The following is a 15,465-nucleotide window of genomic DNA, read 5'->3' as shown; positions in this document are numbered from 1 at the left end:
GCCCCGAACGAAGGAGGGTTCACCATGACCGATTCATCCGGACTTTCCCGCCGCGGCTTTCTGCAGGCCGGCATGCTGGCCGGGGCCGGGGCGCTTGCCGCCGGGGCGCTTGCCGGCTGCGCGCCGCGCCCCCAGGAAACCCCGCACCCCGAAACCGCCTCGCAAGAGGCCCACACCTACTGGCTCGGCGAAGAACCCGCTGTGGCCGATGCCGACATTGTGGACACCCGCGACACCGACTTCCTCATCATCGGCGCCGGCAACGCCGGTATGATGGCCGCCGGCACCGCGAGCGACCTCGGCCTCGACTTCATTGTAGCCGAGAAGGGCACGAGCGTGGGCGACACCCGCGAGTACGTGGGCGCCATCAACTCCAAGTACGCCCTGGAAGTGGCCGATCCAGTCGATGAGATGAGGGTGCTCAACGAGCTGACGCGCTATGCTTCGGGCCGCGTGGACCAGCGCGTCATCAAGACCTGGCTTCGCGAGGGCAAGGAGATGATCGAGTGGATCACCCCCATCATGGAGGCCAACGGAAAGACCCTCGGCGTCACCCCCATGGAGGCCGATCATCCCGCTGGCGGCACCTACTACTTCGCCCCCACCATCGAGCACTTCTTCAACCCCACTTACGAATACCCCATGCGCAACGACATCCTGGAGTGGCACATCCAGGAGGCCGGGCACGAGATCAGCTACAACTACGACCTCGTGAAGCTCGACCACGACGGCAACCGCGTCACCGGCGCCGTGTTCGCCACGCCCGAGGGCCTCGTGCGCGTAAACGCCGCCAAGGGCACGCTGCTGGCCACCGGCGGCTACGCAGCCAACCCCGAGATGATCCGCGCGAACTTGCCGCTCGTCCCCGCCTGCTGTACCGCCGCTAGCTACTCGCCGCGCTGCGACGGTTACGGCCTGCGGGCAGGACTTTGGGCCGGTGGCATAAAGGACGTGAACGGCGCGCCAGTCATCTTCGATCGCGGCGCCGTGCCCGCCGGCGTGGACTGCGGCTATGTGACCGACGCCGATGGGCGCGAGCACTTCCCCGCCACCCACTACCAGCTTAACATCGGCAGCCAGCCCTTCCTGAAGGTGAACCGCAAGGGCGAGCGCTTCGTGAACGAAAGCCTGCCCTATGACACCCTGTGCAATGCGGCCAGCTACCAGCCCGGCGGCGTATGGTGCCAGATCTTCGACGGCAACGCCGTAGACGACATCCTGCGCTTCGGCACCACGGGCTGCGCCGCCTACACCACCGCCTTCATGCAGATGGGCATGCCGCTCGACGACTTCATCGCCATGGATGGCGGCACAGGTCTCATGCAGAAGGCCGACAGCCTGGACGAGCTGGCCGTGCTGCTCGGCTTTGAAGGCGAAGCGAAACAGCGCCTCATGGACACCATCGCTCACTACAACGACATCGTGGAGTCGGGCGTCGATACCGACTACGGCAAGGAGCCCCACCGCCTCTCGAAGATTATCGAGCCGCCCTTCTACGGCTGCTGGTTCGGGGGTGCGTTGCTTACTACCTTGGACGGCCTGCGCATCAACGAGGACATGCAGGTGCTCACCGCTGACGGCTCGGTGATCGAGGGATTCTATGCCGCCGGCGACGTGTCTGGCTGCTTCTACTCCGACAACTACCCCGAGTACATCGTGGCCTGCGCTTGCGGCCGCACCTGCACCGAGGGCCGTCATGTGGCCCGTCTGCTGGCCGGCGACCTCGCCTAGCCCCTAGCCCACCTGCTGAAAGGAGCGATTACCATGAGCGAAGAGAAGAACCCCACGACGGCCTCGGCCACCGAGCACGACCCCGTTATCGCCGGCACACCCGAGGCCGCCGGCGCCTCCCCTGCCCCCAAGCGCCGTGGACGGCGCACCGCCGTGGTGGCGGCCGTGGTGGCGGCCATCCTCGTGGTGGCTGGGGTCGGCATGTGGGTCTGGCACGAGCAGCCCAGCTTCTGCGGCGCCATCTGCCACACCCCCATGGACAACTACTTGACCACCTACGAATCCGACCTAAACAGCCCCGCCACCGACAAGTGGGGCAACGAGGTGGCCGATCCGCGCACCATGCTCGCCGCCTATCACGGCAAGCTCGGCAACGACTGCATGGACTGCCACGTGCCCACGCTCAGCGAGCAGATCGGCGAGGGCGCAGCCTGGGTCGCCGGCAACTACAACTTCCCGCTCGTCGAGCGTACCGCCAGCGAGCTGACGAAGGCATCGGGCCGCGACGCCGACGAGCTGTGCCTGAACGAGGCCTGCCACAACCTCACCCGCGACGATCTGTATGAGAAGACCGCTGACATGGGCACCTACAACCCCCATTGGGCCCATCACGAAGAGCTGGAATGCACCACCTGTCACAAGGCCCATCGCGCTTCGGTCATGTACTGCACTCAGTGCCACGCCCAGGCCGAGGTGCCTGAAGGGTGGCTCTCCATGAGGGAGTCCAATGAGCTTAGCGGCGTGAAAGCTCCCGTCGCGGATTAGGGGCGAAGCCATCTAAAACAAGCAATTCCGGCACTGCGTTTTATCTGGGGAAATGCTGCATATTCCCAGGTAGAAGAACCGCTTGCGCAGTGCCCGAAAACCGTGTTTTAGCCGCATCGGTTCCCGAAACGCGAGTTTTATTCACGCCGGATCCGGAAAGCACGTCTCAGCGGCACAGCGGCACGGCTGCGCAGCCGCACGGCATCCACGGCCACAAACGAAGGGCCTCCCGCAGGAGGCCCTTCGTTTGTCGCTGCAAGGCAGCACAAGCTTACTTCACGTCGTCCAGCTTCTTGCCGGAATGGTCGTGGGTCATGCACATGGCGATGAACGCGACAACTGCGATGGCCACCATGTACCAGGCCGGCGCGATGGCGTTGCCCGTGAGGTCGATCAACCAGAACGAGATGAACGAGGCCGAGCCGCCGAAGATGGCGTTCGCCAGATTGAACGAGAGGGCAAAGCCGGAGTAGCGCACATCGGTCGGGAACGTCTCGGTGAGATAGCTGGCCAGCGTGCCGTCGTTGATGGTGAGCAGAAGGCACATGAACAGCTCGACGATCAGAATGATCCAGAAATTCATCGTGCCGAGCAGCATGAACGCCGGAACCGTGAACACGATGAAGCCCACGCAGGCGCCGATGAGCATCTTCTTGCGGCCCACCTTGTCGGAGATGCGGCCGGATAGGAAGATGAAGGCGATGTAGACGACGAGCACGATGGTGGTGATGGTCGACGCGTCGCTCGGCGGGTAGTTCAGCGTCGTCTCCAAGTAGTTCGGGAGGTACGTGAGCACCGCATAGAATCCCACGGCATTCAGCACGCAGGCGCCGAACGAGATGAGCAGCACCTTGAGATGCTTGGTGAACAGCGTGCGGATGGGATGCTCCACCTTCTCGCCCATTTCCTTCATGCGCTCCTGCATTTGGGCATATACCGGGGAATCCTCGAGATGGGTACGGATGTAATGGGTGATGTAGCCCAAGGGAAGCGCCAGCCAGAACGGGATGCGCCAGCCCCAATCGACGACGAAGGCCGAGTCGGCTCCCCAGACGGAGAACATGAACGTGGCCAGAAGCGAGCCCACGAGCAGGCCTGTTGCCGTGGAGGCGGGCACCATCGAGCAGTAGAACCCGCGATGATTGTGCGGCGCGTACTCCGCGATGAAGGTGGCAGCGCCAGCGTACTCGCCTGCCGCCGAGAACGACTGCACCATGCGCAGCAGCAGAAGCAGCAGCGGCGCGCCCACGCCGATAACGGCATAGCCGGGCAAGCATCCGATCAGGAACGTAGCGCCGCTCATGAGGAGAATAGATACCGACAGGGCCCACTTGCGACCCTTCTTGTCGCCCATGTTGCCCCAGAAAATCGCGCCGATGGGGCGCACGAGGAACGAGAGCGCGAACACGCCGAACGTGCTCATCACTGCCACCGCGTGGTCTTCCGCGGGGAAGAACACCATGGCGATAACCGTGGCCAGATACGAATAACTTGCGTAGTCGAACCATTCGATGAAGTTACCGAGGAAGGAAGACCCCGTCACCTTGCGCAGGACGGCATGTTTCTCTGCTTCGGTCGCCTCAGCGTACGTCGTTGCCGGCCGTACCGCTTCCTTAGTGCTAGATGCCATGGTAATCACCCAACCCCAAGCGCTCCGTTGTAAAAGTTCCGGTCATGGCTTCTCCTTTCAATAAGGCCCTGACTTAAGCGTTTACCTTACCATAGGAATCAATTTATGCAGGCGGGATTAGCAAAATAGTTAGTCGCACAAATCCGCTTTTTCCATTTTGACCTGGAATCTTGCCGAAAAAGAAGGGAGCTTGATCCAACTTATGACAACGAGGACGCGCAAAAAAGGAGCCCGCACGATGCGGGCTCCTTGCACAGATGCCGTAGGCTGATGCGAAATGCTTACTTCCACATCTCGGGGCGCACGAGGGTGGGATCCTCGACGCGGTTCGGGAAGTAGTCGAGGCACTCGCCCTCGCGGTAGACGTCGGCGGTGGAGCAGTGCAGGCCGCCGCCGAACGGGTAGGCGTCGCGCAGGTCGCAGGGGATGACGTTCATGCCCAGCTTGTCCATCTGCTCCTGCTGGTAGACCTCGGAGGCCTCCACGATGACGGTCTTCGGGTCGAGGACCAGGCAGTTCATGGACAGCCACACGGAGGAGTAGCACAGCGCCGGCGGCTCGGTGTGCGCGGGCTGGGCGGCCTCGACGATCTGCCAGTCGTTGGCCTCGAAGATGGCGCGCTGCGGCTCGGGCAGCGGGCGGTGCGGGTTGTTGATGATCAGGCCCGGGCGCAGCGGCACGAAGGTCGCGTCGATGTGGATCGGGTAGGGGTCGCCGGGGAAGTTCACGGCGTGCACGCGGTACTCGGGGTAGTAGCGCTGGAACCAGTCCATGGCGGCGCGGTTGGTGGTCAGGCCGTGCTGGATGAACAGGTCCTTGCCCATGCGCATCACGTCGGCGGCGTCCCACATCGGCTCGACCTCGGTGGTCACGAAGTCCTTAGCAGCCGTACGCTCGAGACGCTCCTCCAGGGAGATCTTCTCGTCGTAGTAGTTGTGCTTGTAGGAGCGGTCGGTCAGGCGCGGGCGGGGGGCCTGGGTCCACTTGAAGTCGGGATCCTGCTCGAAGTACTCCTCCATGAGCGGCCAGTAGGCGAGATACTCATAGTAGCGGCAGCGGAAGGAGTTGGCGGCGGCCATGATCTCGTTGCCGATGGTCAGCAGGATGTCGCGCGGAGGCATGCAGGTCATCATGGAGTCGTTGCGGAAGTCCGGGGTGCCGATGGCCTGGTTCCACTGCAGAGGCGTCGGGCGGTCGACGACGACGCCGCGGTCCTCGAGGATCTTCACGAGGTTCTCGAGGCACTCGTTGCCGCGAGCCACGGTGTCGGAGGGACGCAGGCCCCACATGCCGCGCATCTCGGAGTCAACCGGCACCTTCTCAGAGGTGGCGGGCTCCTCCGGCGGGATGACGGAGTTGTCGCAGCGGCCGACGATGACGCGCTTCAGCGGATCCCAGTCGTTCCAAGAGCTGACGATCTTTGCCATAACATGTGCTCCTATCTCATAGGCACTCTTCCGTCTCTTTTGAGACTAGGGGCACTATATCATTTTTTGCACGTGCACAAAACCCTTTTACCGAAGAAAGTTTTCAATTTCCCAAAAAATCATTGTCATCTCGTCAATCACTGGGTTAAGGCCTTTTTGTGCAAGTGCTTCGGTCATCAAGAAATAGGGATGCTGCTCTAGCCGAGCGGAGTTGCTGCCGTAGCTGAGCGCGAGACGCTGTTCTTGCCGAGCGGAAGATGCCGCCCTAGCCGAGCGCGACGGCGGAATCCAGCAGCATGCGCGCGATCTCGCGCACGTCGTACCCTTCGGAAATGGCCTTGACCGCTCCCCCGTCCACCAGGGCGACCACTAGCGACGGCGTCAGACTGACACCGGCGCGAACAAGAATGCGGTTCACGGCCGCGTCCAGCGCCTCGCGACCCTTGCGGTAGGCCTCGGTAACGACGGGGGCCTCGGAGGCGGCGATGAGCTGAGCGTAATGGGCGGGCATGGAAACCGTGTCATCGGGAAGGCAGGCCTCCAGCAGAAGGTCGACCAAGCGCTCGCGGCATTCCTCGGGATCGAGGGCGTCAGCCGCCTGGGCCACCTTCTCGGCGCGCGCGATCCACAGTTCAATGTTGTAGCAGCCGGCCTCGTAGAGAAGCTCGGTAACGGAATCGAAGTAGTAACCGACCGAAGAAGAGGCCGCACCGGCCCATTCTGCCACTTTGCGGTAGGTAACGGCCTCGGGACCACGCTCGCGAAGCAGGGCGGCCGCAGCCAGCACCAGCGAGGTTCGCGTAATCTGAGCTTTCAGGGATTTGGGCTTGGACAACGGCTTAGTCATGAGAGACTCGCTTCCTTATTGATTACTTGGCGTGACTCTATCAGAAAATGCCCAACAATGAAACCCCAGATGAGAGTTATTTTCTGGAAATATTTGGAGTGCCATCAAAGTTTCGCTTCATTGTGCAAGTGCACAAGCAAGCGGCAGCCAGGCGACCCTCCCCGATCGCCCGGCTGCCGCAGAAATTGTCGCTTCCCGACTACTGGATCTCGGTCAGCTTCTTCTTGGAGTTGTCGTGGGTCATGCACATGGCGGTGAACGCGACTACAGAGATGGCCACCATGTACCAGGCCGGCGCAATGGCGTTGCCCGTCGCCTCGATGAGGGCGATGGAGATAAACGACGCCGAGCCGCCGAAGATGGCGTTGGCGAAGTTAAAGGACAGCGCGAACCCGGAGTAGCGCACCTCGGTGGGGAACGTCTCGGACAGATAGCTCGACAACGTGCCGTCGTTGATGGTGAGCAGAAGGCACATGACGAGCTCCACGATCAGGATGATCGCGAAGTTCTGCGAGTTCAACAGGTAGAACGCCGGCACCGTAAACACGATGAAACCCACGCAGGCGATGATGAGCATCTTCTTGCGGCCCACCTTGTCGGAGATGCGGCCCGAAAGGAAGATGAAGGCGATGTAGGCCACCAGGCAGATCGTCGTGATGAGCGACGAGGAGCCGGCGTCGTAGCCCACGGTGTCCTGCAGGTAGTTGGGCAGGTAGGTGAGCACGGCGTAGAAACCCACGGCGTTCAGCATGCAAGCGCCGAAGGACACGAGCAGAGGCCGCAGGTGCTTGGTGAGCAGAAGCTTGATGGGTTTGTCGTCGGACTCGCCCTTCGCCTCCAGCTTCTCCTGCATCTCCTGGTACACCGGCGAGTCGGACACGCGAGTACGAATGTAGTGCGTGATGAGTCCGAGGGGACCCGCCAGAAGGAACGGGATGCGCCAGCCCCACTCGGTCACGAAGGACGAGTCGTGGCCCCAGGTCATGAACATGAACGTGGCGAGCGCGGAGCCGATGAGCAGGCCCGTGGCCGTCGAGGCGGGCACGAGCGAGCAGTACAGGCCGCGGTGGTTGGACGGCGCGTACTCGGCCAGGAAGGTGGCCGCGCCGGCGTACTCACCGGAAGCCGAGAACGACTGCACCATGCGCAGGCACAGAAGCAGGATCGGCGCCAGGATGCCCACGGCCTCGAAGGTGGGCAGAAGGCCGATCACGAAAGTGGCCGCCGACATCATGAGGATAGAGGTGGCCAGCGCCCACTTGCGGCCCTTCTTGTCGCCCATGTGCCCCCAGAAGAAGGCACCCACCGGACGCATGAGGAAGGACAACGCGAACACGCCGAAGGTCTCCAGCAGCGCCACCGTGGGATCGCCCGGAGGCATGAGCACGAGCGCGATGACCGTCGCGAAGTAGGAATAGGACGCGTAGTCGAACCATTCAATGAAGTTCCCGAGGAAGGAGGAGACCGCCACGCGCCTCAGTGTCGCGTGTTCCTCGCTATCGCGCTGGACTGCAACCACTGTTTCGCTAGACGCCATGGAAATCACCCAGATCCTTTCCGAACCCCTTTTTATTTTGTGTTTTCCGCATCGGGAAACACCCCCTTTAGAAACGAGGGAGGCCCGGCATCCGTGTCTCGCAGATGCGCGAACCTCCCCATCTTCGTGCAAGCTGGCACATCCCGGGGTCGGGAGGTTACACCTCGTGCCAGCCAGCACACGTGCCGCACCTTTTGGGCCGTGCGCGCCCTTAATGCGCCGAGGCCGCGCGAGAGCTTCGCACGGCCCCAGTTACATCCTAGTAGTCGCCCATGTAGTCAACTTGGGCCTTGCTGGCACGCAGCACGAACGCCTTCTCGGCCTTCTTGCCGCCGGCAGCCAGCTTGGAGAGCACCACGCGCTTCAGACGCGGATACGGATTCATGCCATACCACGCGAAGGCGGTGCCCCCGGTGTAGCACTCCACGATGCTGTGCACGGGAAGCGAGGCATCGCGCTCGGCATCGAGCTTGAGGTACTCGGCGATCTCGTCGGCGCACACATCGCGGATTACTTCCACGCTGATCTCGAGGTCGCGGGCCAGCTGCTTGAGCTGGTACTCCACCTCGGCCTCGTCGGCATGGGGGAAATAGGTCACGTCGTAGGTGACGGCAGAGAGCCCGGACGCCTTGGCGAAGGCGATGAACTTCTCCAGCGACACCATCTGCACATGCTCCTCGGTGCGCTCGGCGATGTCGAGCTCAGCGGGGAAGCCGGCCACGCCGTTCTGAGCGAACACGGCCTCCAGCTGCTCTTCGGTCATCGCGGGCTCGAACTCCACCGACGAGGCGATGTGCGTCAGGTTCTTAGTCATCTTCATAAGAAGCCTCTTCCTATACGGCAGTCATTTCTGACGCGCTGCTTACAGACCCTCGATGTCCTCTTGCTCGGCAATGCGGGCGGTGAGGTTCTCGGCGATCTCCTGCTGCTGCTTCGCTTTGCGCTCGGCCACCATGCCCTTGACGGACGGGATGGCGCCACCGGCGATGATCATGAGACCACCGATGATGGTGTTCACGGTCAGCGCCTCGCCGAAGACGACCAGGCCCACGAAGATGGCCACGGGCACCTCCCAGTAGGCGATGGTACCGTAGTCAGCAGCCGGCAGGTTGCGGCCGGCGACCAAGAGAAAGCCCAGAGCGATAGGACCGCAGATGATCCACAGCAGCACCGCACCGATCCAGTTGAAGGTGGTGAAGTGCACGGACAGCGCCCAGTTCTCCATGCCGGGCTGAGAGCCCAGGGAGTTCAGGATGATGGTGATGAGGCCGGCGCCCAGCACGGCGAAGATGAAGTTCCACACGCCGCGGGCCGTGGTGTCGGCGTCCTTGCGGTAGCCGTTGAAGAACATCGACAGGCCGTAGAACAGGCCAGACAGAAGGCCGAAGGCGTCGCCCACGCCCTTCTGCGGGAACTCGGGCGTCGAGGTCTCGAGGCTGAAATCAAGGCCAAAGACCTGACCGCCCACGCCGAAGCCGAGCAGACCCTCGCCGAACAACATGCCGATGAACACGACGAGCAGGCAGATCCACTGCAGGCCGCTCATGGGCTCCTTGCGGAAGATGCGGGCCGCCAACACGCAGATCACCGGGCCGGTGTAGATGAACAGTACGGCATTGGCAACGGTCGTGAGCAGCGTCGAGGTCACGTAGCATGCCAAGGACATACCAATCATCAAACCGCCGAGAGCGATGGCGGGAGTGAGCTTGAGCTCCTTGAAGGTCTTCACCTTGTGGGTGGCGACCATCAGGATGACGAAGAACAGCACGCCCATGCCCATGCGGCCGCAGGCCATGAGAGCGCCAATGGAGTCGCCGGCGTTCAGGCCCATGGTGCCATCGAACATATCCGTTCGCGTGGCCCAGCGGCTGAACAGGGGCACGAGGCCCATGCCGGTTGCAGAGATGAGCATGGCAATGGTACCCCACCCGGTCTTCATCTGATAGCCCTCGGTGGCGTTGGTGTTTTCCTGTGCCATAATCCCTCCTTTTTCTTTCCTCTGAGGTGAGATAGGTTGAATGGAACGTCCCCTCGCCCTTAAGAGAGGCGCCCCGGACACGGAACATGCCCTTAGTTCCGTGAAACAAAGAAAGGGAACAGGCCGCGCCTTTGCGTTGAAACCTGTTCCCCTTTCTTTTCTAACTTGTGCTTCTCAGGCAGCTGCCCTTAGCTGCTGATCGGCGATTCTAGCTCTCAGGCTGCTTTTCGAGCCCAGGAGCCCACGATAAGCGTCGTGCTTACTTCCACATCTCGGGGCGCACGAGGGTGGGATCCTCGACGCGGTTCGGGAAGTAGTCGAGGCACTCGCCCTCGCGGTAGACGTCGGCGGTGGAGCAGTGCAGGCCGCCGCCGAACGGGTAGGCGTCGCGCAGGTCGCAGGGGATGACGTTCATGCCCAGCTTGTCCATCTGCTCCTGCTGATGCACCTCGGAGGCCTCCACGATGACGGTCTTCGGGTCGAGGACCAGGCAGTTCATGGACAGCCACACGGAGGAGTAGCACAGCGCCGGCGGCTCGGTGTGCGCGGGCTGGGCGGCCTCGACGATCTGCCAGTCGTTGGCCTCGAAGATGGCGCGCTGCGGCTCGGGCAGCGGGCGGTGCGGGTTGTTGATGATCAGGCCCGGGCGCAGCGGCACGAAGGTCGCGTCGATGTGGATCGGGTAGGGGTCGCCGGGGAAGTTCACGGCGTGCACGCGGTACTCGGGGTAGTAGCGCTGGAACCAGTCCATGGCGGCGCGGTTGGTGGTCAGGCCGTGCTGGATGAACAGGTCCTTGCCCATGCGCATCACGTCGGCGGCGTCCCACATCGGCTCGACCTCGGTGGTCACGAAGTCCTTGTTGGCGGTGCGCACCAGGCGCTCCTCAAGGGTGATCTTCTCGTCGTAGTAGTTGTGCTTGTAGGAGCGGTCGGTCAGGCGGGGACGGGGGGCCTGGGTCCACTTGAAGTCGGGATCCTGCTCGAAGTACTCCTCCATGAGGGGCCAGTAGGCCAGGTACTCAAAGTAGCGGCAGCGGAAGGAGTTGGCGGCGGCCATGATCTCGTTGCCGATGGTCAGCAGGATGTCGCGCGGAGGCATGCAGGTCATCATGGAGTCGTTGCGGAAGTCCGGCGTGCCGATGGCCTGGTTCCACTGCAGCGGGGTCGGGCGGTCAACGACGACGCCGCGGTCCTCGAGGATCTTCACGAGGTTCTCGAGGCACTCGTTGCCGCGCTCGACGGTCTCCAGCGGACGGAGGCCCCACATGCCGCGCATCTCGGAATCGACGGGCACCTTCTCAGAGGTGGCGGGCTCCTCCGGCGGGATGACGGAGTTGTCGCAGCGGCCGACGATGACGCGCTTCAGCGGATCCCAGTCGTTCCAAGAGCTGACGATTTTAGCCATGGTTCATTCCTTTCTTGAGCACGCCCTAACCGTGCTCGCGACGATGAGGAATAATTACTATCGACAAAACCGATGAGCTGATCGGTCGGCTTTATCGATGGGTTCAATATAGCACCATTTTTGTTCACCTGCAAGAAAAAATTTCCCAGTTGAGCAACTATTTTTTTTGTTGACCTGTTGTGCATACGAGCAGAATAGGAAGAGCGCGTTCTCCACCTTCGCGGAGAACGCGCTCTTTTAATACATTAAGTTAATGTCAAGGGGCGCCTATCGCACTCCCCCTGACAGGTTGCGCATCGGTGCCTAGTCGGCGACGATGACGGTGCCCGTCTCGCCGCGCAGGCCGGCGGCCGCGCACTCGAGCGACGTGATGAGCGCCTTGCCCTCGGGGTAGTTCTCGACGTACTCGATGCAGGCCTCCACCTTCGGCAGCATGGAGCCCGGGGCGAACTGGCCCTGCTCGATGTACTCGCGGGCCTCTTCCACGGTCATCTCGGAGATCTGCTCCTGCTCGGGCGTGTTGAAGTTGATGCACACCTTCTCCACGGCGGTGAGGATCACGAGCATGTCGGCGCCGAGCTCGGAGGCCATGAGGGCGCTGGAGCGGTCCTTGTCGATGACCGCGGGGGTCCCGACGTAGCCGTTCTCGGTCTCGAAGACCGGCACCCCGCCGCCGCCGGTGGACACGACCACGTAGCCGTCCTCCACCAGGTCGCGCACGGCGTCGAACTCCACGATGCGCTTGGGGATCGGGGAGGCGACCACCTGGCGCCAGCCGCGGCCGGCGTCCTCCTTGACGGTGATGCCCATGGCCTCGGCCTTGGCCTTGGCGGTCTCCTCGTCCATGAACGCGCCCACGGGCTTGGTGGGGTTCTGGAACGCGGGGTCGTCCTCGTCGACGACGGTCTGGGTCACGATGCAGGCGGTCGAGCGCATGATGTCGCGGGACTTCAGGTCGTTCAGGATGGCCTGGGACAGCTGGTAGCCGATGTAGCCCTGGGACATGGCGCCGGCCTCGGGGAAGGGCATGTCCGGGGTCTTGTCGTCGTTGGCCGCCGCGTAGGCGAAGGCGTTGTTGATCATGCCGACCTGCGGGCCGTTGCCGTGGGAGACGACGACGTTGGTGCCGTCCTGGATCATGTCCACGATGTGCTTGGCGGTGTTCCGCACGAGCTCGAGCTGCTCCTGCGGGGTGTTGCCGAGGGCGTTGCCGCCCAGGGCGATGACAGCGGTCTTGCCGTTGCCCTTTTCGTAAGCCATAGATTTCACCTCAATCTTTCGGTGAACCAGCCAATCTCGCTTCTAGGTTGCATGTAAGAGAGACGAGACTGCGGTTCCAAACGGAACATAACATGCAACGGATGTGATTCTAGGTTTCAGGGCGATGACGACGCCGCGCAGAAGCATTCCGTTGTCAAATCGTAGGGGCGGAGCGCTTGTCCCCGCCCACTACTTCCAGCAGGGGCGAGCGCTCTCACTCGCCCCGATAAAGCATGTTCTGGGCAGATTAGCCGCAGAGGGTGGCGTACATGACGGCCTTGATGGTGTGCATGCGGTTCTCGGCCTCATCGAACACCTTGGAAGCGCGGGACTCGAACACCTCGTCCTCGACCTCCATCTCGGTGACGCCGAAGCGCTCGGCGATGTCGGCGCCGATGGTGGTGTTGGTGTCGTGGAAGGCCGGCAGGCAGTGCAGGAAGATGGCGCCCTCGTTGGCCATGGCCATGACTTCCTTGGTCACGCGGAACTTCTCGAGATGCTTGATGCGCTCGGCCCACACCTCGTCGGGCTCGCCCATGGACACCCACACGTCGGTGTAGATGACGTCGGCGCCGGTGCAGGCGTCCTTCACGTCGTCGGTGCACTTCACGGTGCAGCCGTTCTCGGCGGCGATGGCCTCGCAGGTCTTCACGAGCTCGGCGTCGGGCATGTTCTCCTTCGGGCCGCAGGCCACGAAGTTCATGCCGAGCTTGGAGCACACGACCATCAGCGAGCGGGCCACGTTGTTGGCGGCGTCGCCCATGAACACGAGGGTCTTGCCCTTGATGTCGTAGTTGAAGTTCTCCTGCACGGTGAGGATGTCGGCGAGCATCTGGGTGGGATGCCACTCGGTGGTCAGGCCGTTCCACACGGGCACGCCGGCGTTCTCGGCCAGATCCTCCACGTCGGTCTGGGCGAAGCCGCGGAACTCGATGCCGTCGTAGAAGCGGCCGAGCACGCGGGCGGTGTCCTCGATGGACTCCTTCTTGCCCATCTGGGAGCTGCCCGGATCAAGGTAGGTCACGCCCATGCCGAGATCCATGGCGCCGACCTCGAAGGCGCAGCGGGTGCGCGTGGAGGTCTTCTGGAACAGCAGCACGATGTTCTTGCCCTCGAGGTAGCGGTGCGGGGTGCCGGTGCGCTTGAGATCCTTGAAGTTCTTGGAGAGCTTCAGCAGGTACTCGATCTCCTCGGTGGAGAAGTCGAGCAGGCGGAGGAACGGACGACCGCTGAGATTGATAGGCATGTTCTGTTTCCTTTCCCTTGAAAGAGACATTTGTATCGCGCGGGGCCCCCGAGAACCGGGGAACCCGCGCCTCTTTTACGGCCCAGCGCTGGCTGGCTAGACTGGGCCGGAAAAGACGGACGTAAGAGTGCTCCTTGACGGAGCGGGCGCCTTGCGGCTTACAGAGCCTCGCGCCAGGCCGGCATGGACATGCAGCGCGGGCCGCCACGGCCGCGGGAGAGCTCGGCCGAGGGCATCTCCAGGCAGTTGATGCCCTGCTTGTACAGCACGTCGTTGGTGACGTTGTTGCGCTGGTACACCACCACGGTGCCGGGGCGGACGCAGAGCGTGTTGGAGCCGTCGTTCCACTGCTCGCGCTCGGCCGCGATGCGGTCGCCGCCGCCGCAGGGGATGAGCTTCACCGGCTGGCCGACGTACTCGGAGAGCACCTTCTCGAGATCCTCGTTGCGCTCGCGGATCTTCGTGCCGCCCTTGCCGTCCGGGGTGATCTCGAACACCGTGAGCGGGCCCATGATGCCGGGATGGATGGTGAACTTGTCGTAGTCGATCTGGGTGAACACCGTGTCCAGGTGCATGAAGGCGCGGGAGGACGGGATGTTGAAGGCCAGAATCGTGTCGATGGTCGAGGTCTCATCGTTGAACACGTTGTGGGCGATGGCGTCGATGGCGTCGGGCTCGGTGCGCTGGGAGATGCCGATGGCCAGCACGTGCTCGTTGATGTTCAGGATGTCGCCGCCCTCGATGTGGAAGGTGTCGTTGCGATCGTAGTAGGTCGGCGTGCCGGCGAAGTCCGGATGGTACTTGAAGATGTAATCGCCGTAGATGGTCTCGCGGTTGCGCGTCACCGAGTACATGCGGTTGATGGACACGCCGTTGCCGATCATCGCGAACGGGTCGCGGGTGAAGTACAGGTTCGGCATCGGGGCGCACACGAGCTTGCAGCGGTCGGACACCATGTCCACCAAAAGGTGGGTGTCCTTCTGGGGCAGCTCCTGCAGGTTGATGCCGGCCATGGTCTTCATGACCATCTCCTTGGTGCCCGCGTAATTGGAGTTGATGTAGTCGGTGATGATGTCGTGGTACATGTCGGTGCGGATGCCGGCCTCGTAGATCCACTGATCGAGGAACTGCTGGCGCAGCTCGGGCTTGGCGTCCAGAACCTCGGCCATGAGGTCCTCTAGGTAAACCACTTCCACGCCCTCGCCGCGAAGGATGTTCGCGAAGGCGTCATGCTCCTCCTGGGCCACCGGGAGGAACGGGATGTCGTCGAACAAGAGCTCCTCAAGCGTATTGGGGGTGAGGTTCAGCAGCTCGTCGCCGGGGCGGTGAAGGATGACCTTCTTGAGGTTGCCGATTTCGCTCTTGACGTTTACTCCTTGCATGTGACTCTCCAATCCGGCGGCTTGAGGTCCGCCATCATAGTTGAGAAGCTGCGGGCGAATGCCACCCTCAGCCCATCGCGGTCGGCGCGATGGATGCATCTAATGTCTCAGAATCCGGGCCAGGGGGAAGAGGTAAAGTGGTATTAGATGAGGGTTTAACTTGTCATTACCAACCCTCTGCCAGCCTTACACCCTTAGTAAACGCCCCTTGCTACGTCTCCTTCGCCCCAGGTCAAGCGTGCGACCCGAAGCTTTTG

At 62.5% G+C, this 15,465-nt stretch carries 12 protein-coding genes; 2 read left to right on the top strand and 10 right to left on the bottom strand.

Annotation, left to right across the window (positions count from 1 at the left end; translation table 11 throughout):
* The first annotated feature begins 24 nt into the window (after nucleotides 1-24).
* Complete coding sequence (locus tag ACW4LP_RS00315) at nucleotides 25-1,731, top strand: FAD-binding protein (RefSeq protein ID WP_302223470.1); 1,707 nt, start codon at nucleotides 25-27, stop codon at nucleotides 1,729-1,731.
* 33 nt (nucleotides 1,732-1,764) lie between these two features.
* The gene (gene cgr1 / locus ACW4LP_RS00310) at nucleotides 1,765-2,496 is read left to right on the top strand and encodes a cytochrome c-type protein Cgr1 (RefSeq protein WP_302223471.1); all 732 of its coding nucleotides are present in this window, start codon (nucleotides 1,765-1,767) and stop codon (nucleotides 2,494-2,496) included.
* Between the two features lie 271 nt (nucleotides 2,497-2,767).
* On the opposite strand, the gene ACW4LP_RS00305 is transcribed toward cgr1, so the two are convergent.
* The 10 genes from ACW4LP_RS00305 to arcA form a co-directional block, all read right to left on the bottom strand.
* Complete coding sequence (locus ACW4LP_RS00305) at nucleotides 2,768-4,126, bottom strand: MFS transporter (RefSeq protein ID WP_302223472.1); 1,359 nt, start codon at nucleotides 4,124-4,126, stop codon at nucleotides 2,768-2,770.
* Nucleotides 4,127-4,407: 281 nt separating this feature from the next.
* Nucleotides 4,408-5,553, bottom strand: coding sequence for a serine/threonine protein kinase (locus ACW4LP_RS00300; RefSeq protein ID WP_114539333.1), 1,146 nt, complete (start codon nucleotides 5,551-5,553; stop codon nucleotides 4,408-4,410).
* Between the two features lie 265 nt (nucleotides 5,554-5,818).
* Nucleotides 5,819-6,400: a TetR/AcrR family transcriptional regulator gene (locus ACW4LP_RS00295; RefSeq protein ID WP_114548657.1), complete on the bottom strand. Its 582-nt coding sequence runs from the start codon at nucleotides 6,398-6,400 to the stop codon at nucleotides 5,819-5,821.
* Between the two features lie 199 nt (nucleotides 6,401-6,599).
* Nucleotides 6,600-7,937 carry an MFS transporter gene (locus ACW4LP_RS00290; RefSeq protein WP_417179729.1) on the bottom strand — a complete coding sequence of 446 codons (1,338 nt, stop codon included), beginning with the start codon at nucleotides 7,935-7,937 and terminating at the stop codon, nucleotides 6,600-6,602.
* A gap of 259 nt (nucleotides 7,938-8,196) precedes the next feature.
* Complete coding sequence (locus ACW4LP_RS00285) at nucleotides 8,197-8,757, bottom strand: hypothetical protein (RefSeq protein WP_302012175.1); 561 nt, start codon at nucleotides 8,755-8,757, stop codon at nucleotides 8,197-8,199.
* Between the two features lie 42 nt (nucleotides 8,758-8,799).
* A complete protein-coding gene (locus ACW4LP_RS00280) occupies nucleotides 8,800-9,915 on the bottom strand; it encodes a DMT family transporter (protein WP_114548655.1) in 1,116 nt (371 codons plus the stop codon).
* A 259-nt stretch (nucleotides 9,916-10,174) separates the two neighbouring features.
* Entirely contained in the window at nucleotides 10,175-11,320 is a 1,146-nt protein-coding gene (locus tag ACW4LP_RS00275) for an amidinotransferase (RefSeq protein WP_022739237.1), read from the bottom strand.
* Between the two features lie 303 nt (nucleotides 11,321-11,623).
* Nucleotides 11,624-12,580: a carbamate kinase gene (gene arcC, locus ACW4LP_RS00270; protein WP_455803356.1), complete on the bottom strand. Its 957-nt coding sequence runs from the start codon at nucleotides 12,578-12,580 to the stop codon at nucleotides 11,624-11,626.
* A gap of 247 nt (nucleotides 12,581-12,827) precedes the next feature.
* Nucleotides 12,828-13,826 (bottom strand): ornithine carbamoyltransferase, encoded by a 999-nt coding sequence (gene argF, locus ACW4LP_RS00265; protein WP_114548652.1) that lies wholly within the window; start codon nucleotides 13,824-13,826, stop codon nucleotides 12,828-12,830.
* Nucleotides 13,827-13,984: 158 nt separating this feature from the next.
* Nucleotides 13,985-15,208 (bottom strand): arginine deiminase, encoded by a 1,224-nt coding sequence (arcA, locus tag ACW4LP_RS00260; protein WP_022739234.1) that lies wholly within the window; start codon nucleotides 15,206-15,208, stop codon nucleotides 13,985-13,987.
* Between the last annotated feature and the right edge of the window lie 257 nt (nucleotides 15,209-15,465).

It is taken from the genome of Adlercreutzia sp. CNCM I-6215 (assembly GCF_977072315.1).
The sequence above is the reverse complement of the archived record's forward strand: the minus strand, read 5'-3'. Positions and strand labels throughout refer to the sequence as shown.